Raw genomic sequence first — 19,928 nt, 5'->3', positions numbered from 1 at the left:
CAAGTGACGTTCTCTGAAGCGGACACTTCAAGATTCCTTGTGCAGCGATTACCCTGCGCACCGACTCACCTTTCCCCCTATAAGGTTTATCTCGTGTACATCAAAGGACGTTGCATCGTGTCCGCCTGTGCGCTGCTGTTTTTCCAGCAGGCGATGGCGGTCGGAATGGATTGTGCGAAAGCGGCGAGTGCCGTGGAGAATGCTGTTTGTGCGGATAAAGGGTTGTATGTGCTGGATGCGCAGATGGGTGCGGCTTATCGGAAGCTGATGAAGATCTCCGGTGATGAGCAATCTGAACTCAAGCGCACACAACGGTTGTGGCTCAAGACACGCAATCAGTGCGAAGCGGATATTGCTTGCCTTGAACAAAGTTATCGTGACCGGCTGAAGTTATTACAGGCGCAGCAGATGGATGCCGTTGCGCACAGACCGACCGGCATCGACAAACAGGTTCTGGAAGATCTGCAACGCAGCATTCAAGCGGCCAGCGAGGGCGGCAATCGCGAGGTGGCGGTTGAACGAGTGCTGGCTTCACTGGCTTTCAACTCTGAAGAGACATCGTTTTCAGGCGACTCCGACAAAGAAAACCCCAGCGAGCAAACGCACTTTCCAGCTTCGATTCCCAAAGACGTTACACCGGATGAATGGAAGGCATTGACCGCCACCGAAATCGACGCGGCAGCAGAAACCGGTCAAACCTCCTACTCGTTGCTGGACATGGACGGCGACGGGCAACGAGACCTGATCGTCCAGACTTACGCCGGTGGCACCGGCATGTTTACCTACGTGGAAACCTGGCGCCGAGACGGTGACCATTTTGTCAAAAGGTCTCCTGAGCCTGAAAGCGCGCTGTTCTATACCAATGATCGCGGAGCCAACCAGTCGGCGTACTGGATCAAGGCTCGGGGTAATATTTACCTCGCCTACCGCAACGGTGCCTACGGCGTTGATCACATCTACTTGCTCAATCCGTTGAAGATCAACCGTGAAGTGCCCACCGTGACGGTGCGATACGGCTACTCACTGAATGTGCCCACCACTCAACACAAGGATGACGGCACCAGCACCTTTGAGTTGGAGCCTGATATGCGGCTTACGCTCAACCAGGCAATCACCAAGGCGAACGAAGCACGCTCCCATAAGCCGGACACCCAGCGCACGCCTCTTTGCCCGATTCCTGCAACAGGCGCAGGCGAGAGCGATTACTACAGCTACGGCCCGGTGCATTACTCGGTGGAAGATGTTTTCGACCTGACGGTGATTATCGGTAACGAATGCTACATCGGAAAACTGGTTGACTGGTTTGGCAGCTACGACGAAAAACATGGCTTGTTCGCACAACTGGCACTGCGCAAACCGGACGTTGATACAGAGGGGCGCAGTTACGCGGTCAACGGGCGCCGGCATGTGATCGAGGTCAGCACCTCAATTGGCAAGGCCGACGGTGGAGCACTGAACTGAGCCAATTATTACAAGCATGAAAAAGCCCCGACAGATCATCCTGTGCGGGGCTTTTTTCGAACCGTTGCAAGGCTCTGAATGATGGTGTCCCAGGGCAGGTTCGAACTGCCAACCTTCCCCTTAGGAGGGGGATGCTCTATCCAATTGAGCTACTGAGACACTGAGTTATCGCGGCCGGACACGGCGCGACGGACGGCGTGCATGTTAACGGCCAGCCCTTGATTTGTCATGTCGTCCGTGGGCTTTTTAAGTGTAGGCAGGCGCCTTGCAATGCTGCGGGAAGATTTACCGTGCAATTTGCACTCCCCCAAAGAGCCATCATTGCAGATTGCAACCCGCGCCTTGTGAAAAACCCTTCCAAATGCTTGTTTTTAAAGGACTTCACAGCGGTTAGACTGTTGGCACGACGGCTGCTATGTCTGTTCTCATAACAGAACAAACGGAGTCCGCCCCATGAACAGCACTCTCCTGCTCGCAAACGCAATCGCACTAGCGGTTTTGGTTGGCTTTCATTTTGTCCCCGAGAGTGCTGAACCGGTGGCTCAGCGTATGCCGCATTACTTGCAGGTGCAGAAAGCGCCGCAGTGGGCGGTGCTGAGCAATCAGAGCGACTTCGCGGCGCAGGCGGTCAATGAGCCTGAGCAAGCACTGCCGACGCGCGACACCGAACGTCTGGTTTTTTGAAATATCTTCAGGAGTACAGCATGTCCAAATCAGCCGCAGGGTTTCTGATCCTCGCCTTATTGAGTGGCGTTGTGCATTTTTCGCTGTTCGAGGAAACCGCAGTCACCCTTCCCCTGATTGGCTGCGGCGTATTTGCAGTGTTGTTTGTGCTGGCCCTGGTGGCCGGGCGCAAGATTAAATTTGATCCGGTGCTGCGTTAAGCCGGATCAAGTTAAGCAGTTGCTTAACGGCGTTCGCCAGGTCGCCCGAGTTGTCGATCAGATGCACGGGCAAATCAGTTGCCCTTCTGTCCTTGAACAGCGCATTGCGCGCCAGCCTCGCATCAATCTGCTCAGGCGTCTCCCGGCCACGCCTGAGCAGGCGTTCACGCAAGACCTCGTCCTTGACCGTCAGCAGCACCGGCAGCAGTTTCGGGTAGCGCTCAAGCGCCTGACGCAGGTTGGCGCGTGAGCCGTTCACCAGTACGCGTCGCCCGGCACGCAACCATTCGTCCATTTCTGCCGGGATGCCATAAGCCAGCCCATTGGCGTGCCAGGCCAGCGAGAAGCCCCCGGCTTGCTGGCGTCGCTCGAACTCTTCGGGCGTTACGCCGATAGCGTCCTCGCCCACGGATTCCGCTGATCGGGTAATTACTCGACGCATGACTTCGCAGTTCAACTCGCGCAAAGGCTCACGCGCGGCCTCGATCAGGCTGTCCTTGCCTGAACCGGAGGGTCCCATCAGATAAATAAGCTTGCCATCCATCCTGAAAACGCCCTCCGGCCGGTGTTTGCCCCTAGTAAATCGGCAAATTGCCACTATCCTGTACAGGTAAGGAACAAGGATCGAAAGCCGCATAGCATGCACGTTCTGACGTCTTTGGACATCAACAGATGTGCACCCGGAAGCGGTCATTGATGCGGACCAAGGCAAAGTTTTCAAACCAGTCCGCATTTCTGATAATTGGTGCTGGCATTACGCCTTTACCCAGCTCAATATTTGTCACAGAATTGACGCCAATGATCTGGCAATTTTGAGGCATGATGCGGGCCTCTTAACAATTCAGGTTGAACCATTTGGCGCGGATGCTTGTCCTACCACACATCCTGCGGCCAATCCCGAGAACCGCTCCCCTGAACTAACCGGTTAAATATATGCGCCCATTGAAACAGGCAATTTATTCCAGCCGTACGGCTGACAAGTTCGTCGTACGTCTGCCAGACGGGATGCGTGAACGCATTGCCGAGGTGGCTCGCAATCATCATCGCAGCATGAACTCCGAAATCATTGCGCGCCTTGAGCAGAGTCTTATTCAGGAAGGTGCACTGGGCGAAGAGTTGAGCATGCGCCTGGACAGCCCTGAGCTTTCGCTGCACGAGCGTGAGCTTCTGCAACGCTTCCGTCAGCTGTCGCACCGTCAACAGAACGCCCTGGTGTCGCTGATCGCTCACGACGCCGAAATGGCCGCAGACGCGTCCTGAGCCACACCGAACATCTCAAGCCAGCATAAGTGCTGGCTTTTTTTTGCCCGGATTTTAATAACGACAATCCGAGGTAGATCTGTAATGAGGGGATTTATCCCCGATGGTACCAAGGCCTCTCCTGAGGTCGCTGCGCAACCCATCGGGGATAAATCCCCTCGCCACAGATAAATACACAGGCACAAAAAAGCCCGCCAATTGGCGGGCTTTTGCATTGCGGCGAATCAGAGCAGGAAGATCGTCGCCAACCCCAGAAAGATGAAGAAGCCACCGCTGTCGGTCATGGCCGTGATCATCACACTGGCGCCCATCGCCGGGTCGCGCCCCATCTTCGCCAGCGTCATCGGGATCAGCACCCCCATCAACGCTGCGAGCAGCAAATTGAGGGTCATCGCCGCCGTCATTACCACGCCCAGCGACCAACTGCCGTAGAGCAAGTAAGCGACCACACCGATCACCCCGCCCCAGACCAGACCGTTGATCAACGCCACCGCCAGCTCCTTGCGCATCAAGCGCGAGGTGTTGCCCGTGCTGACCTGGTCGAGCGCCATGGCGCGCACGATCATGGTGATCGTCTGGTTACCGGAGTTACCGCCAATACCCGCCACGATCGGCATCAATGCCGCCAGCGCCACCAGCTTCTCGATCGAGCCTTCAAACAGGCCGATCACCCGCGAAGCGACAAAGGCAGTGATCAGGTTGATTGCCAGCCACGCCCAGCGGTTGCGCAGGGATTTCCAGACGGAGGCGAAGATGTCTTCCTCTTCGCGCAGACCCGCCATATTGAGGACTTCGCTTTCGCTCTCCTCACGAATCAGGTCGACCATTTCGTCAATGGTCAGACGGCCGATCAGCTTGCCGTTCTTGTCGACCACCGGGGCCGAGATCAAGTCGTAACGTTCGAACGCCTGAGCAGCGTCATAGGCGTCTTCGTCCGGGTGAAAACTCACCGGATCGCTGGCCATGACTTCAGAAACCTGTTTGTCCGGATCGTTGACCAGCAGACGCTTGATCGGCAGCACACCCTTGAGCACACCGTCGTAATCAACCACGAACAGTTTATCGGTGTGCCCCGGCAGCTCCTTGAGACGGCGCAGGTAACGCAGAACCACTTCGAGACTGACATCCTCACGGATGGTCACCATCTCGAAGTCCATCAGCGCACCGACCTGCTCCTCGTCATAGGACAGGGCCGAACGCACGCGCTCGCGTTGTTGCTGGTCTAGCGTCTCCATCAGCTCATGGACGACGTCTCGCGGCAGCTCGGAAGCCAGGTCAGCAAGTTCGTCGGCGTCCATGTCCTTGGCCGCAGCCAGGAGCTCGTGATCGTCCATGTCGGCGATCAGCGTTTCACGAACGGAGTCGGATACTTCGAGAAGAATGTCGCCGTCGCGATCAGCCTTGACCAGTTGCCAGAGCGTCAGACGGTCGTCCAGCGGCAAGGCTTCAAGGATGTAGGCAACGTCGGCGGAGTGCAGATCATCGAGTTTGCGTTGCAGCTCGACGAGGTTCTGCCGGTGAACCAGGTTCTCGACCCGGTCGTGGTGCGCGCCTTCCTGGCGATGAGTCAGGTCTTCGACGACCTTCTGGCGCTGCAGCAGCTCAACGACCTGAGCCAGGCGATCCTGCAGGCTTTCCTGTGTTTTCTTTACTTCGATTTCGGACATAGGCGAACTCCACTCCCAGCAGCGGGGCACGCCGGAAGGATCAATCAGTCAATTCATGATTGGTGAAACGGGTTACTGAGTAACTACTGGGTAAGTCCATGGAGGTTTTCCATAAGCCCCGGCGGGGCTGACGGGCGCAATGATACACCGCCTGACAGTTTTAAACGTTAAAAAATCGCGGTCGAAACAAGCGCTTGCGCGACAAAGCTGAGCACTGTCCTGACCCGTGCAGATGCGACGACTCATCTTGAAAAGAAAACACACCGGCACTGAAAAATGTAGCGACTACCCTTGAGCGTAGATCGTCATGGAGGACGTCGAATGCTATCCAGAACATTCCGTTTTGTAGTCGCCAGCCTGCTCTGCCTGCCGCCCGCCGGGGTTGCCAACACCCTTCACCGCTGCGAAGCACCCGACGGCGGCATCACCTTCACCACCCTGAGTTGTGCGAACGATGAGCAGCTCTCGCTGCAGCAAGTTAAGCCCTACTCGCCCGGATCTGTCGTGCCGATCATGCCGGAACACAACCACGAAGAAATATCCGGTATGACAATCAGGGGACGTGAACCAGGCATCGTTGGCCGCCTGGAGGACAAATGCGGCAACCTGATCAATGCCAGGCAGCGCCGCGCAGCGATCATCAATCAACGAGTGATTGCCGGCATGAGCCAACAGGATGTTGAAAGCGCTCTGGGCAAACCGGACAAGGTGAATATTCGAACGTCGACGACGAGCTATCGATACGACCTGAAACGAGGCCGCAGTGCTCAAGTCGATTTTGATGAGAAGGGCTGCGTGAAAGGAAAAGCCAAATCGCAGACAACAAAAAGCCCGCGTTAAACGCGGGCTTCTTGAATATGGTGCACTCGACAGGATTCGAACCTGTGACCGCTCGGTTCGTAGCCGAGTACTCTATCCAGCTGAGCTACGAGTGCATTTTGTGTTTTTAGACCAGACCACAACTGGTTGAAGCCGAGTTGCCTGTATTGCTACAAACGACTCTTAAATGGTGCACTCGACAGGATTCGAACCTGTGACCGCTCGGTTCGTAGCCGAGTACTCTATCCAGCTGAGCTACGAGTGCATTTGTGTTTTTAAACCAGACCACAACTGGCTGAAGCCGAGTTCTTTATATCGCTATAAACAACTCTTAAATGGTGCACTCGACAGGATTCGAACCTGTGACCGCTCGGTTCGTAGCCGAGTACTCTATCCAGCTGAGCTACGAGTGCATTTGTTGCGCCGCATTATAGCCCGTCTAATCTCTATTCCAACCACTTTTTCTAATAAATTCAACAACTTACAGAAAAAGCCAGATTACAACGTACTAAGCAAATAATGGCGGAGAACGGGGGATTCGAACCCCCGACACCCTTTTGAGGTGTACTCCCTTAGCAGGGGAGCGCCTTCGGCCACTCGGCCAGCTCTCCGCAACACGGGGCGTATATTAACCACCTTCTTCCCCGTTTGCAAACATAAAAATCGATAAAAATTAATGGCTTGGTTCTTCGTCCTTCTCTTTCTTTATACGCAGGTAAATTTCCTCACGGTGCACGGCAACCTCTTTCGGGGCGTTGACGCCGATACGCACTTGATTTCCTTTGACGCCGAGCACGGTCACGGTGATTTCGCCATCACCGATAATCAGGCTTTCTGCGCACCGACGAGTCAGAATCAGCATACCTTTCTCCTCACGCATTTCATTTCAGGGACAACAGTCTGCAAAAAAAAGGCACCCGACCTACAACCGGAGCGATCGTAGCCCTACATGCCTGAGTATTGACCAGCGCGAGCAAAAGAACAGTTCAGGGGCTCGCGCCATTCAAAAATAAAGGGCGCGGTCAGACCGCGCCCTTCAGGTGACCGGATTACTCGCCCTGACGGGCCGGAGCGTCCAGTTCGAAAGCCGTGTGCAGAGCGCGCACAGCCAGTTCCAGGTACTTCTCTTCGATCACCACGGAAACCTTGATTTCCGACGTCGAGATCATCTGGATGTTAATGCTTTCCTTGGCCAGGGATTCGAACATGCGGCTGGCCACGCCTGCGTGAGAACGCATGCCGACGCCGACGATCGAGACCTTGGCAATCTTGGTGTCGCCCACCACTTCCCGGGCACCGATCTCGCGAGCGGTGTTTTCCAGCACGGTCTGTGCGGCCTGGTAGTCGTTGCGGTGCACGGTGAAGGTGAAGTCGGTGGTGTTATCGTGCGCGACGTTCTGCACGATCATGTCGACTTCGATGTTCGCGGCACTGATCGGGCCGAGAATCTTGAACGCCACGCCCGGGGTGTCTGGCACGCCACGGATGGTCAGCTTGGCTTCATCGCGGTTGAAAGCGATGCCGGAAATGATCGGCTGTTCCATGGTTTCCTCTTCATCAATAGTAATGAGGGTGCCCGGACCCTCCTTGAAGCTGTGCAGTACGCGCAGCGGAACGTTGTACTTGCCGGCGAATTCCACCGCACGGATCTGCAGCACCTTGGAACCGAGGCTGGCCATTTCCAGCATCTCTTCGAAGGTGATCTTGTCCAGACGCTGAGCGACCGGCACCACACGCGGGTCAGTGGTGTAGACACCATCGACGTCGGTGTAGATCTGGCACTCGTCAGCCTTCAATGCCGCCGCCAGTGCCACGCCCGTGGTGTCGGAACCGCCACGACCGAGGGTGGTGATGTTGCCGTGCTCGTCGACGCCCTGGAAACCGGCGACAACCACCACGCGACCTGCTTTCAGATCACCGCGAATCTTCTGGTCATCAATCTGCAAGATACGCGCTTTATTGTGCGCACTGTCCGTCAGGATCCGCACCTGATTACCGGTGTACGACACCGCCGGCACACCGCGCTTGATCAGCGCCATGGCCAACAGGGCAATCGTCACCTGCTCACCGGTGGAGACGATCACGTCCAGTTCACGCGGAACCGGTTGCGCGTCGCCACTGATTTGCTTGGCCAGATCGATCAGACGGTTGGTTTCGCCGCTCATTGCAGACAGCACAACCACCAGGTCATCGCCGGCATCGCGGAATTTCTTAACCTTGTCGGCGACCTGCTCGATTCTCTCGACAGTACCGACCGAGGTGCCTCCAAATTTCTGTACGATCAAAGCCATTTCAAAGCCGCCTCTGCCCATGAAGGGCGCCCAATAATCACTCGAACAGCCGCCGGGCCCGCCACTAGACTGCGGGCCCGACGGGCCGTCTTATAAACCCTGCTCGACGAATGGAACGGTCAGCGCCAGCGCGCCATCCAGTGCGCCGGCGTCGACACCGCCGCCCTGCGCCATGTCCGGACGACCACCGCCCTTCCCGCCCACTGCCGCAGCAGCCTGTTTCATCAAATCACCGGCTTTGAGTTGGCCAGTCAGGTCCTTGGTTACACCTGCAACCAGTACGACCTTTTCCTCATGGACACTGCCGAGCAGGATCACTGCGCGGCCGAGTTTGTTTTTCAGCTGATCGACCAGCGCCAGCAGCGCCTTGCCGTCCTGACCATCCAGACGTGCAGCCAGAACCTTCACGCCCTTGACGTCGACTGCCGAGTTCGACAGATCGTCGCCCGCGGCGCTGGCAGCCTTGGCCTGCAACTGCTCGAGTTGCTTTTCCAGCGCGCGGTTGCGCTCCAGCACGGCCGACAGCTTGTCGATCAGATTGTCGCGGCTGCCCTTGACCAGGTTGGCCGCTTCCTTGAGTTGTTCTTCAGCGGCATTCAAGTAGGCCAGTGCCGCAGCACCGGTGACTGCCTCGATACGACGCACGCCCGATGCCACACCGCCTTCGCTGATGATTTTCAGCAGGCCGATGTCGCCGGTACGGTTGGCGTGGATACCGCCACACAGCTCGACAGAGAAATCGCCGCCCATGCTCAGCACGCGCACGTTGTCGCCGTACTTCTCGCCGAACAGCGCCATCGCGCCTTTCTGCTTGGCGGTCTCGATGTCGGTTTCTTCGGTTTCAACCGCGGAGTTCTTGCGGATCTCGGCGTTGACGATGTCTTCCAGCGCTTTGATCTGCTCCGGCTTGATCGCTTCAAAGTGGCTGAAGTCGAAGCGCAGACGCTGGCTATCCACCAACGAACCTTTCTGTTGCACGTGCTCGCCCAACACCTGACGCAATGCAGCGTGCAGCAAGTGGGTGGCCGAGTGGTTCAGCGAGGTCGCGTGACGCACTTCGGCATCCACGTGAGTTTCCACCGGAGCGCCAATGGTCAGGCTGCCGGAATCCAGCACGCCGTGGTGCAGGAATGCGCCGCCGGTCTTGGTGGTGTCACGGACGTCGAAACGCGCGTTGCCCGCCTGCAGGAAACCGCAGTCGCCGATCTGGCCGCCGGATTCAGCGTAGAACGGCGTCTGATTCAGCACGATCACCGCCTCTTCGCCTTCACTCAAGACGTCGACCGACTGGCCATCTTTATAGATAGCGACGATTTTTGCCGAACCGCTGGTGTCGGTGTAACCGGTGAACTCGGTGGCCACATCAACCTTGACCAGCGTGTTGTAGTCCAGACCGAACGAACTGGCCGAACGAGCACGCACACGCTGGGCTTCCATTTCACGCTCGAAGCCGACTTCGTCGACCGTCAGGCCGCGCTCGCGAGCGATGTCGGCGGTCAGGTCCATCGGGAAACCGTAGGTGTCGTAGAGTTTGAACACCACGTCGCCCGGCACCACGGTGCCTTTGAGTTCCAGCAGATCCTGTTCGAGGATCTTCAGGCCGTGCTCCAGGGTCTTGGAGAACTGTTCTTCTTCGGCCTTGAGTACGCGCTCGATGTTGCTCTGCTGCTTCTGCAGTTCCGGGAAGGCTTCGCCCATCTCGGCGACCAGCGCCGCCACGATCTTGTAGAAGAAGCTGCCGGTGGCCCCCAGCTTGTTGCCGTGGCGGCAGGCGCGACGAATGATCCGGCGCAGCACGTAACCGCGACCTTCGTTGGACGGCAGCACACCGTCGGCGATCAGGAAACCGCACGAACGGATGTGGTCGGACACCACTTTCAGCGACGACTGATCGCCATTTTCGCAGCCGATGGCTTCAGCCGAGGCCTTCAGCAGGTTCTTGAACAGGTCGATGTCGTAGTTGGAATTGACGTGCTGCATCACCGCACTGATCCGCTCCAGGCCCATACCAGTGTCGACCGACGGTGCTGGCAACGGATGCAACACGCCATCGGCGGTGCGGTTGAACTGCATGAACACGTTGTTCCAGATCTCGATGTAACGGTCGCCGTCTTCTTCCGGCGAACCCGGTGGGCCGCCCCAGATGTGGTCGCCGTGATCGTAGAAAATCTCGGTGCATGGGCCGCACGGGCCGGTATCGCCCATGGTCCAGAAGTTGTCGGAGGCGTAAGGCGCGCCCTTGTTGTCGCCGATACGGATCATGCGCTCGACTGGCACACCGATTTCTTTGGTCCAGATGTCATACGCTTCGTCGTCGGAGGCGTAGACGGTGACCCAGAGTTTTTCCTTCGGCAGTTTCAGAACGCCAGTCAGGAAGGTCCAGGCGAAGGTAATCGCGTCGTGCTTGAAATAGTCACCGAAGCTGAAGTTACCGAGCATTTCGAAGAATGTGTGGTGACGAGCGGTATAACCGACGTTTTCCAGGTCGCTGTTCTTGCCACCGGCACGGACGCACTTCTGGCTGCTGGTTGCGCGGGTGTACGCGCGCTTTTCCTGGCCCAGGAAGCAGTCCTTGAACTGGTTCATCCCCGCGTTGGTGAACAGCAGGGTTGGGTCGTTGCCCGGAATCAAAGAGCTGGAGGCTACACGGGTGTGGCCTTGCTCTTCGAAGAAGCGAAGGAAGGCTTCACGGATTTCTGCGCTTTTCATTAGGTTCTTCCACGGAGGCTGCGGCCAAAGGCCTGTACGAAACGTCAACAGACGAAACGACGGCAAAGGGCCGCATTATATCGGCCCTTCGCGTGGGGTACAGCGTGTTTATACGATAGTAACGGTCAATTGGGCGGCTAACGCTGTCACTTGCGCGAAAACTCGACGAATGTCGCGATCACTTGCTCGATTTGCGAGCGACTGACGTCCATGTGCGTGACCATGCGCAAGCGCGCTGCGGCGCTCAACTTGATCCCGCGTTCGGCGGCAAACGCCTTGAGCGCTTCAGCCTGATCGCCCATTTGCACGTAGACCATGTTGGTCTGCACCGGCTCGACACTGAACCCGGCCGCGCGCAGGCCTTCGGCCAAAAGCCGGGCGTTGGCATGGTCATCCGCCAGGCGCTCAACGTGGTGATCCAGCGCATACAGCCCCGCCGCTGCCAGCAACCCGGCCTGACGCATGCCGCCGCCGACCATTTTGCGCAGGCGCCGGGCCTTGCCGATCAACTCGGCTGAACCGCACAGCACCGAACCGACCGGCGCGCCAAGCCCTTTGGACAGGCACACCGACACCGAATCGAAATGTTGCGTGATCTCGCGGGCATCTACCCCAAGCTTGACCGCCGCGTTGTACAGCCGCGCGCCGTCCAGGTGCAGAGCCAGGCCGTGCTCCTGGGTGAATTTGCGCGCCCGGGCCAGATACTCCAGCGGCAACACTTTGCCCTGCATGGTGTTTTCCAGCGCCAGCAGACGGGTACGGGCGAAGTGAAAGTCGTCCGGCTTGATCGCTGCCGCCACGTGAGCCAGATCCAGCGAACCGTCGGCCTGCACTTCCAGCGGCTGCGGCTGGATCGAACCGAGCACCGCCGCGCCACCGCCCTCGTACTTGTAGGTGTGCGCCTGCTGGCCGACGATGTATTCGTCGCCACGTTCGCAGTGCGCCATCAGGCCCAGCAGGTTGCTCATGGTGCCGGTCGGCACGAACAGCGCGGCGGCGAAGCCCAGGCGTTTTGCCAGTTCCGCCTCCAGACGATTGACCGTCGGATCTTCGCCGTACACATCGTCACCTGTAGCCGCCGCAGTCATCGCGTCGAGCATGGCAGGAGTCGGTTGGGTGACGGTGTCGCTGCGAAGATCGATAACGCTCATGAACCTGGCCTCAGAGTCAGCAGGGGAAATCCCTTTTCGAAGGTGAATTACTGCGGTCATGGCGCCGATTAATCAACCCTTGAGTGAGAAAAAGCACATTACTTATTGAAAGGACGCAACCCAATGTGGGAGCGGGCTTGCTCGCGATAGCGGTGTGTCAACCAATCGATTTGCCGGCTGACACACCGCCTTCGTCGGAACGCCGCCCGGAGCAAGCCCGCTCCCACAGGTTCTGTGCAAGGCCGGAAAATCTGTGATAAAAACGCTGCGCCGCCCGAGAAAGGGCGGCAAAAACGTTCTCAGGGCGGGGTGTAATTCCCCACCGGCGGTAATTGCGCGCAATGCGCATAGCCCGCGAGCGCTTGGCGACGACACGGCATTGGCGGTGATCGGCGGCAAGGTCAGCAGACCCGGTGTGATTCCGGGGCCGACGGTCATAGTCCGGATGAAGAGAGAACGGGATTGACACCAAAGGGCCGCCCGCGCGCTTGTGTGCTCGTGCGTACCCTTGAATCCCTTTCGATTCATAACGCCCTGTTTTTCACACAAACAGGAGTCAGAACATGCAACCCACCGCTATCGACAGCAAAACCAAACACCCTCAAGGCGAGCGCGTTGCGTTCATCCAGGCCTGCTGGCACAAGGAAATCGTCGACCAGAGCCGTAAAGGCTTCGTCGCCGAAATGCTGGCCCAGGGTTATCAGGAATCGGACATCGACTTTTTCGAAGTCGGCGGCGCCTTTGAAATGCCTCTGCACGCCAAGTTGCTGGCCAAGACCGGTCGTTATGCCGGCATCGTCGCGGCTGCGCTGGTCGTGGACGGCGGCATCTACCGTCACGAGTTCGTTGCCCAGTCCGTGGTCAGCGGCCTGATGCAGGTGCAACTGGAAACCGAAGTGCCAGTGTTCTCGGTGTCCCTGACCCCGCACCACTTCCATGCCGGTGAAGAACATCAGAAATTCTTCTTCGAGCACTTCGTGCACAAGGGTCAGGAAGCGGCGCGGACTTGCGCGGATACGCTGCAGAAGGTTCGTGCGCTGCGTCGCACAGAGCCACGTGCAGTCGCCGTCTGATAGACCATGAGTGAGGCTTTTGGTCTCACTCATTCCCCTGTGGGAGCGAGCTTGCTCGCGAAAGCGGACTGACAGCCAACTCAAATGTTGAATGCCAGATTGCATTCGCGAGCAAGCTCGCTCCCACAGGGTTAAATTGCTTCAGGCGAGATGTTCGTCGGTGGTCGGCACGATCAGGATGCCGGCACGCAAGCCGTTCTTGACCTTGGGATTGGGGAAGATGATCCGCGCGCCCTGCTCCTCGATGATCCATCGGGTATTGGCCAGATCTTCGGCCAGCACATAACCCACATCCAGCTCGGAAAAGTTTTCGATGTCCGCCGGCAGGTTCAGGCGGAACGCATCGCTGTGCTTGATGATTTCCCGGGCGACGCTGAACAGCTGCAAACCATCCAGACCTTCTGCAGCCAGATCCGGCTCATTGCCTTCGATGATCTGCTTCAGACGGGTTTCCAGACGTGAAACATCCACCCCTTCGTTCTGCCCGAACGGCCGCGCCTTGCCCAGTTCCAGGGTGAAGGACTCGGCGCCGAGCTTATCGTAGGTGTAGGAGCTGAAAACGATCGACGGTTTGTTCTGCAGCAGCACCGCTTCCATGCCGGCAGCACGCAGACGCGCCAGTTCGCGGCGCGAATGCTGGCGACCTTCTTTCCACGGGTACAGCGCGAACTGCTCGATCTTCGAACCACGAATCGCCGTGTGCAGGTCATAGTGCAGACGCTGACGGTCCGCCAGGCTGAAGAAGCTCGCCGCCAGCCGTTCCAGCTCGCAGGCGCGGATGGCTTCGGAACCGCTGGTTTGTTCATGACGGCCGTTGAACAGCCGATTGACGTCCTGCTCGACGAAGCGCTCGCCTTTGCGAATCGCTTCCGGGTTGCCGAACAGGAACAGAATGCGTGCACGCGGCTTCAGATCGCCGCGAGCGATGTCATGCAGCAGCCGATCGAGCAACTCGATCGGCGCTGTTTCATTGCCGTGGATACCTGCCGACAGCAGCAGGTCCAGACCATTGTCGCGCACTTCGGGTGGCCGGACTTCCAGCGCACCCTCGCTCAACCAGCGCATGCGCACGCCTTCGACAGTCAGTTGAGTCTTCTCCGCCGGTTCGCGGCCGGCGAGGGTCAGTTCAAGCAGTTTGCCGAGGGCGAGCATAGAGCGGTTTCCTTAGTGGTCGTGGTTGCAATCCGGGCCGTGCACATGTTCCTCGTCATCGCCGAGGTCAGCCGGTTCCATTTCCAGTTGCAGACTTACCAGATTAGTTGCCAATGGGCGCAGCAGCAGGTTGGCGTACTCTTCGTCACCTTCCTCGACGTCCACACCGATCAGCAGTTGGCCACGGCCGTCCTGCTGGATCCACAGCTCTTTGCCTTGCCACATGACCGCGACGCGGGTGCACGAGGTTTGCAGTTGCGTGCCGTCGGTGTCTTCAAGGATCAGCTGCAGGGAATCGCTCATGTTTTTACTCTCTTGGGTAGACAAGCCGCGCGCCGCGTTCAGGCGACGCGCCGGCCATCAATTGATCTGGAATGGATAAACCGCGCCCAGTTTAAGGATTTGCGTCAGTTCATCCAGTGCCGTCCGGCATTCAAGCAGCAACTGCGGGTCCGCCAGATCGGTTTCGCTCAGGCGGTCGCGGTAGTGCTTTTCAACCCATGCGGTCAACGAACCGTACAACGGGGCCGTCATGATAACCCCTGGATTGACGGCCGCCAGCTCGGTTTCGTTTAGCGCGACGCGCAGTCGCAGGCACGCCGGGCCACCGCCGTTCTGCATGCTTTGCTTGAGGTCGAAGACTTTCACTTCGCGGATCAGGCCGCCGGAGCTGGTCAGCCCTTGCAGGTAGTTCCACACGCGCTCGTTGCCACGGCACTCTTCCGGCACGATCAGCAGCATCGAACCGTCAGGACGCGACAGCAACTGGCTGTTGAACAGGTAAGAGCGCACGGCGTCGTCGACGGTGACCGCCGAACGCGGCACACAGATCGACTGGAACTTGCCGCCGACCTTGGCCAGTTTGCCCTGCAACTCGGCCAGCATCTGCTCGGTGTCGAGGAACGCATCCTCGTGATAGAACAGCACCTCGCCGTTACCCACCGCGATCACGTCGTTGTGGAATACGCCCTGGTCGATCACCGCCGGGTTCTGCTGCGCGTAAACCACGCCTTCGTCACGCAGACCGTGCAGCCGCGCCACCGCTTGCGAGGCTTCCAGGGTCTGGCGCGCCGGGTACTTCTGTGGCGCCGGGTAACGGGTGTCGAACGCACTGCGACCGAACACGAAAAACTCGACACCGGCCTCGCCGTACTCACGGCAGAAACGCGTGTGGTTGGCCGCGCCTTCGTCACCGAACTGCGCAACGGCTGGCAGTGCGGCGTGATGGGCGAAGTGCTGCTGATCAGCAAACATCGCGCCGAGCACGCGGCTGGTGGTCGGGTGTTCGATGCTGCGGTGGTATTTGCAGTTGAGGTTGGCGGCGGTGAAATGCACGCGACCGTCAGCCGTGTCGGCACTCGGACTGACGGTGGCGGCGTTGGCCACCCACATGCTCGATGCCGAGCAACTGGCAACCAGCAACGGCATGGCTTCCTTCGCGGCGCGCTCGATCACTTGCGCGTCGGTGCCGCTGAAACCCAGACGGCGCAGAGCGGCCACGTCCGGACGTTCCTGTGGCGCCAGCACGCCTTGCTGAAAGCCCATTTCCATCAGCGCTTTCATCTTCGCCAGGCCTTGCAGCGCCGCTTCCTTCGGATTCGAAGATTGCTGGCTGTTGCTCTGGGACGCAACGTTGCCGTAGGACAGACCGCCGTAGTTATGGGTCGGCCCCACTAGACCGTCAAAATTGACTTCATAGGATTTCATCAGCGAGGCTCCACGAGAATCTGTTGTTATAGGCTTCAGTAACTAACTGTTCAGTGCGACCGCGTCGCGGCCTTCGCGAGCAAGCTCGCTCCCACAGGGATCTCATCGCCCTTGTGGGAGCGAGCTTGCTCGCGAATGGGCATCACACCATTTTGATGCCAGGCGTCAGGGCCGCAGGCAACACCAGGCTCGGCGTTTCCAGCGAGGCCACCGGGTACGCGCAGTAATCTGCGGCGTAGTAGGCGCTGGCGCGATGATTGCCCGAAGCCCCGACACCGCCGAACGGCGCGCTGCTCGCGGCACCGGTCAGCTGTTTGTTCCAGTTGACGATACCGGCGCGGCTTTCCAGCCAGAACTGCTGATAACGCGCTTCGGAATCCGACAGCAACCCCGCCGCCAGACCATAAGCGGTATCGTTGGCCTCAGTGATCGCCGCAGCAAAATCGGCATAGCGAATCACCTGCAGCAACGGACCGAACAGTTCTTCGTCCGGACGCTCGGCCACCGCCGTCACATCCAGAATGCCCGGAGTCAGCAATGCCGACTGCGCCTGCGGCTGCGTCATCTCCAGCAGCGACACCGCGCCATTGGCCAGCAGATGTTGTTGGGCGTCCATCAGCGCTTTCGCCGCGCCAAGGGAAATCACCGACCCCATGAACGGCGCCGGCTGTTGATCGAACGCACCGACCTCAATCGTCGAGCTGACTTCCACCAGACGCTTGAGCAGGCTGTCGCCCCACGCGCCTTGCGGCACCAGCAGACGACGCGCACAGGTGCAGCGCTGACCGGCGGAGATGAAGGCCGACTGAATGATCGTGTAAACCGCCGCGTCCAGATCAGCCACCTGATCGACCACAAGCGGATTGTTGCCGCCCATTTCCAAAGCAAGAATCTTGTCCGGACGCCCGGCGAACTGCTGATGCAGGTGATTGCCGGTGCGGCTGGAGCCGGTGAAGAACAGACCGTCGATGCCCGGGTTCGCGGCCAGCGCGATACCGGTTTCGCGAGCGCCTTGCAGCAGGTTCAACACACCGGCCGGCAGACCGGCTTCGATCCAGCACTTGACCGTCAGCTCGGCGACTTTCGGCGTCAGTTCGCTTGGCTTGAACAGCACGCTGTTGCCGGCCAGCAGTGCCGGCACGATGTGCCCGTTCGGCAAATGACCCGGGAAGTTGTAAGGGCCGAACACTGCAACCACACCGTGCGGCTTGTGGCGCAACACGGCGGTGGCGTCGCCCAGCGGGCCGCTCTTCTCGCCAGTACGTTCGCGGTAGCTCTGCACCGAGATCGCGATCTTGTTGACCATGCTGGTGACTTCAGTCGCGGCTTCCCACAAAGGCTTGCCGGTTTCCTCGCCGATGGTGCGGGCCAGTTCATCGCTGTGGTTTTTCAGGGCGGCAGCAAAGGCTTCGAGCACGCTGATACGCTCGTCCAGCGAACGCCGCGCCCAGCCCGGAAACGCCTGACGCGCAGCCTGCACGGCGGACTCGACCTGAGCGGCGGTGGCGCCCTCCCCCGACCACAGCACTTGCTGGGTTACCGGGTTCAGCGACTGAAAGGCTTCGCCCTGACCGGCCAGCCATTCACCTGCGATGTATAGCGAATTCATTATTTCGACTCCCGAGCAGCAGACAACGCCACGGCGCGCACTTGATCGCCAGCGTTGAGTTGAAGACGTTTGGCGGTCTGCGGATCGACCACCAGCGTGCCAGCGGCCAGACGCGCCGGCGCAGCTGTGATGCGGCAATCTTCGCGCTTGCGGTTATGGATGATGAACGGTGTGGCGTCATCGCCCGGTGTACCGATCGCCAGCACCAGCGCTTCGCTGTCGCGGACTGCGCGGATCTTGCTGGTTTCGCATTCAATGGCCGGGCCGGCGTCGAAGATGTCGACGTAGCCTTGATAGCTGAAACCTTCACTTTTGAGCATCGCCAGCGCCGGCTCGGTGTCCGGGTGCACCTGGCCGATGACGTTGCGCGCATCCGGTGACAGGAAGCAGGTGTACAGCGGGAATTTCGGCATCAGTTCGGCGATGAACGCCTTGTTGCCAACCCCGGTCAGGTAATCGGCCTGGCTGAATTCCATCTTGAAGAAGTGCCGGCCCAGGCTCTCCCAGAACGGCGAACGACCGGCTTCATCGGACACACCGCGCATCTCGGCGATGATCTTGTTGCCGAACAGCTCAGGGAACTCGGCGATGAACAGCATGCGCGCCTTGGACAGCATGCGGCCGTTCAGACCGGTGCGGTAATCGGCGTGCAGGAACAGCGAGCACAGCTCGGAGTTGCCAGTCAGGTCGTTGGCGAGGAACAGCGTCGGAATCTCGCGATAGATGTTCAGCTCTTGCGAGGCGCTGACGGTCAGGCCGACGCGGAAGTTGTACCACGGCTCACGCAGACCGACCGCGCCGGCAATGGCGGAAATCCCCACCACGCGACCGTTGTCGTCTTCGAGCACGAACAGGTAGTCCGCATCGCCACGGCCGGCTTCGCCGCGAAAGGTCTTCTCGGCCCAGCCGACCCGGTGGGTCAGGCGCTCTTCGTTGGCCGGCAAAGTGGTCAGGCCGGTGCCGGTGCTGCGGGCCAGGTCGATCAGCGCGGATAAATCGCTGCTGCGTACGGGACGAACAATCATGCTATCTCCTCAAACGGGCCGCCTTCGCCACCCGTGAAACTCGCTAAGGCGTTAAACCGCCACCAGGCGCACGCTGGCACCTTCACCGACGCCCAGGGCTTCGGCTGCTTCCAGATCCAGGGTCACCGGTTTGCCCGGCGCGTAATCGAGTTCCAGCAGCACCGCGCGGTAATCCTGCAACTGCGCGTTGGCCACCAGATACTGGCGCCCGGCGCCTTTCACCGGCTCGCCGATCTTCACTGGCACCACACGGCTCTGAGCGATCGAACGGATCCCCGAAACACGCGCATGCAGGGTCGGGCCACCGTCGAAAATGTCGATGTAGTGATCGGTCTCGAAGCCTTCGCGCATCAGGATGTCGAAGGTGATCTGCGCACGCGGGTGCACCTGGCCCATCGCTTCTTGAGCGGAATCCGGCAGCAGCGGCACGTAGATCGGGTAATGCGGCATCAGCTCGGCGAGGAACGTGCGGCTCTTCAGGCCACACAGGCGCTCGGCCTCGGCGTAGTTGAGGTCGAAGAAGTTGCGACCGATGGCATCCCAGAACGGCGAGTCGCCGTTCTCGTCGCTGTAGCCGACGATCTCGGTCACCACCGAATCGGCGAAACGCTCCGGGTGGCTGGCGACAAACAGCAAGCGACCCCGGGAGTTGAGCTCAGACCACGGCGAACCGACCAGCTCGCGTTGCACGTAGAAACTGGTCAGCAGGCTGTTGCCGGTCAGGTCGTGGCATTGCGAGAGCACGTGGATCTTGTTGTGGATCTTCAGCTCGCGGGACGCGTGGACGAAGGTCTCGTTGCGGAAGCTGTAGAACGGCTCCGAGTAACCGGCCGAGGCAACGATCGCCGAGCAGCCGACCAGTTTGCCGGTGGCGGTGTCTTCGAGGACGAAGAAGTAGCTCTCTTCACCGTTGAAGCTCACTTCGGCGGCGAACGAGGCTTCGCTTGCGGCGATCTTGTCGCTCAGGCGTTCCACGTCATCCGGCAAGGAAGTGACACCAATCGGGCTGTCCGCGGCCAGACGCTGTACCTCGCCCAGATCAGCCATTTGCGCAGGGCGCATCACCAGCATGGTGTCACTCCTTTCTCTTATAAAAATCACAGAAAAAACACCGAACATT

At 59.2% G+C, this 19,928-nt stretch carries 18 protein-coding genes, 5 tRNA genes and 1 riboswitch; of the genes, 6 read left to right on the top strand and 17 right to left on the bottom strand.

The window, feature by feature from the left end; all coding sequences use genetic code 11:
• Positions 1-93 precede the first annotated feature (93 nt).
• Positions 94-1,461 (top strand): lysozyme inhibitor LprI family protein, encoded by a 1,368-nt coding sequence (locus tag AC27VU_RS28085; protein WP_488725351.1) that lies wholly within the window; start codon positions 94-96, stop codon positions 1,459-1,461.
• An 82-nt stretch (positions 1,462-1,543) separates the two neighbouring features.
• Here the strand turns inward: AC27VU_RS28085 and AC27VU_RS28080 are convergent.
• Positions 1,544-1,620, bottom strand: a tRNA-Arg gene (locus tag AC27VU_RS28080).
• A 294-nt stretch (positions 1,621-1,914) separates the two neighbouring features.
• On the opposite strand from AC27VU_RS28080, the gene AC27VU_RS28075 reads away from it, so the two are divergent.
• Positions 1,915-2,145: a hypothetical protein gene (locus AC27VU_RS28075; RefSeq protein ID WP_226499598.1), complete on the top strand. Its 231-nt coding sequence runs from the start codon at positions 1,915-1,917 to the stop codon at positions 2,143-2,145.
• 20 nt (positions 2,146-2,165) lie between these two features.
• A complete protein-coding gene (locus AC27VU_RS28070) occupies positions 2,166-2,345 on the top strand; it encodes a PA3371 family protein (RefSeq protein ID WP_003227249.1) in 180 nt (59 codons plus the stop codon).
• Here AC27VU_RS28070 and phnN read toward each other — a convergent pair.
• Positions 2,320-2,889 (bottom strand): phosphonate metabolism protein/1,5-bisphosphokinase (PRPP-forming) PhnN, encoded by a 570-nt coding sequence (phnN, locus tag AC27VU_RS28065; RefSeq protein WP_488725350.1) that lies wholly within the window; start codon positions 2,887-2,889, stop codon positions 2,320-2,322. The genes AC27VU_RS28070 and phnN overlap by 26 nt on opposite strands.
• A gap of 389 nt (positions 2,890-3,278) precedes the next feature.
• On the opposite strand from phnN, the gene AC27VU_RS28060 reads away from it, so the two are divergent.
• Entirely contained in the window at positions 3,279-3,605 is a 327-nt protein-coding gene (locus AC27VU_RS28060; RefSeq protein WP_003178899.1) for an Arc family DNA-binding protein, read from the top strand.
• 224 nt (positions 3,606-3,829) lie between these two features.
• On the opposite strand, the gene mgtE is transcribed toward AC27VU_RS28060, so the two are convergent.
• On the bottom strand, positions 3,830-5,272 hold the full coding sequence (gene mgtE / locus AC27VU_RS28055; RefSeq protein WP_003227256.1) for a magnesium transporter: 1,443 nt from the start codon (positions 5,270-5,272) through the stop codon (positions 3,830-3,832).
• A 321-nt stretch (positions 5,273-5,593) separates the two neighbouring features.
• Here mgtE and AC27VU_RS28050 point away from each other — a divergent pair, with 321 nt between their 5' ends.
• Positions 5,594-6,112 carry a hypothetical protein gene (locus tag AC27VU_RS28050; RefSeq protein WP_003227258.1) on the top strand — a complete coding sequence of 173 codons (519 nt, stop codon included), beginning with the start codon at positions 5,594-5,596 and terminating at the stop codon, positions 6,110-6,112.
• Positions 6,113-6,130: 18 nt separating this feature from the next.
• On the opposite strand, the gene AC27VU_RS28045 is transcribed toward AC27VU_RS28050, so the two are convergent.
• The 8 genes from AC27VU_RS28045 to ltaE all read right to left on the bottom strand — a co-directional run bounded on the left by AC27VU_RS28045 (position 6,131) and on the right by ltaE (position 12,242).
• A tRNA-Arg gene (locus tag AC27VU_RS28045) sits at positions 6,131-6,207 on the bottom strand.
• A 72-nt stretch (positions 6,208-6,279) separates the two neighbouring features.
• Positions 6,280-6,356: transfer RNA gene (locus tag AC27VU_RS28040), tRNA-Arg, on the bottom strand.
• Between the two features lie 71 nt (positions 6,357-6,427).
• Positions 6,428-6,504 (bottom strand) — tRNA-Arg (locus AC27VU_RS28035).
• 107 nt (positions 6,505-6,611) lie between these two features.
• Positions 6,612-6,702: transfer RNA gene (locus AC27VU_RS28030), tRNA-Ser, on the bottom strand.
• Between the two features lie 62 nt (positions 6,703-6,764).
• Positions 6,765-6,953, bottom strand: coding sequence for a carbon storage regulator CsrA (gene csrA / locus AC27VU_RS28025; RefSeq protein WP_002554426.1), 189 nt, complete (start codon positions 6,951-6,953; stop codon positions 6,765-6,767).
• A gap of 187 nt (positions 6,954-7,140) precedes the next feature.
• Positions 7,141-8,382, bottom strand: coding sequence for an aspartate kinase (locus AC27VU_RS28020; RefSeq protein WP_003227260.1), 1,242 nt, complete (start codon positions 8,380-8,382; stop codon positions 7,141-7,143).
• A gap of 90 nt (positions 8,383-8,472) precedes the next feature.
• Positions 8,473-11,091 (bottom strand): alanine--tRNA ligase, encoded by a 2,619-nt coding sequence (gene alaS / locus AC27VU_RS28015; RefSeq protein WP_086794684.1) that lies wholly within the window; start codon positions 11,089-11,091, stop codon positions 8,473-8,475.
• Between the two features lie 146 nt (positions 11,092-11,237).
• Positions 11,238-12,242 (bottom strand): low-specificity L-threonine aldolase, encoded by a 1,005-nt coding sequence (gene ltaE, locus AC27VU_RS28010; protein ID WP_488725349.1) that lies wholly within the window; start codon positions 12,240-12,242, stop codon positions 11,238-11,240.
• A 291-nt stretch (positions 12,243-12,533) separates the two neighbouring features.
• A riboswitch (FMN riboswitch) is annotated at positions 12,534-12,704 on the top strand.
• 101 nt (positions 12,705-12,805) lie between these two features.
• On the opposite strand from ltaE, the gene AC27VU_RS28005 reads away from it, so the two are divergent.
• Positions 12,806-13,315: a 6,7-dimethyl-8-ribityllumazine synthase gene (locus AC27VU_RS28005; RefSeq protein ID WP_488725348.1), complete on the top strand. Its 510-nt coding sequence runs from the start codon at positions 12,806-12,808 to the stop codon at positions 13,313-13,315.
• 141 nt (positions 13,316-13,456) lie between these two features.
• Here the strand turns inward: AC27VU_RS28005 and astE are convergent, their stop codons facing one another.
• The 6 genes from astE to aruF form a co-directional block, all read right to left on the bottom strand.
• On the bottom strand, positions 13,457-14,467 hold the full coding sequence (gene astE, locus AC27VU_RS28000) for a succinylglutamate desuccinylase (protein ID WP_488725347.1): 1,011 nt from the start codon (positions 14,465-14,467) through the stop codon (positions 13,457-13,459).
• 12 nt (positions 14,468-14,479) lie between these two features.
• A complete protein-coding gene (locus AC27VU_RS27995) occupies positions 14,480-14,770 on the bottom strand; it encodes a hypothetical protein (protein ID WP_003227270.1) in 291 nt (96 codons plus the stop codon).
• 57 nt (positions 14,771-14,827) lie between these two features.
• Positions 14,828-16,174: an N-succinylarginine dihydrolase gene (astB, locus tag AC27VU_RS27990; RefSeq protein ID WP_003227272.1), complete on the bottom strand. Its 1,347-nt coding sequence runs from the start codon at positions 16,172-16,174 to the stop codon at positions 14,828-14,830.
• A gap of 142 nt (positions 16,175-16,316) precedes the next feature.
• The gene (gene astD / locus AC27VU_RS27985; RefSeq protein ID WP_262142850.1) at positions 16,317-17,786 is read right to left on the bottom strand and encodes a succinylglutamate-semialdehyde dehydrogenase; all 1,470 of its coding nucleotides are present in this window, start codon (positions 17,784-17,786) and stop codon (positions 16,317-16,319) included.
• On the bottom strand, positions 17,783-18,808 hold the full coding sequence (astA, locus tag AC27VU_RS27980; protein ID WP_003227276.1) for an arginine N-succinyltransferase: 1,026 nt from the start codon (positions 18,806-18,808) through the stop codon (positions 17,783-17,785). The genes astD and astA overlap by 4 nt, the downstream gene beginning before the upstream one ends.
• Positions 18,809-18,859: 51 nt before the next feature.
• Positions 18,860-19,879: an arginine/ornithine succinyltransferase subunit alpha gene (gene aruF / locus AC27VU_RS27975; RefSeq protein ID WP_007951057.1), complete on the bottom strand. Its 1,020-nt coding sequence runs from the start codon at positions 19,877-19,879 to the stop codon at positions 18,860-18,862.
• Positions 19,880-19,928 lie beyond the last annotated feature (49 nt).

It is taken from the genome of Pseudomonas sp. 14P5.3.2, from assembly GCF_057799175.1.
This window is presented reverse-complemented; position numbering and strand designations above follow the sequence as displayed.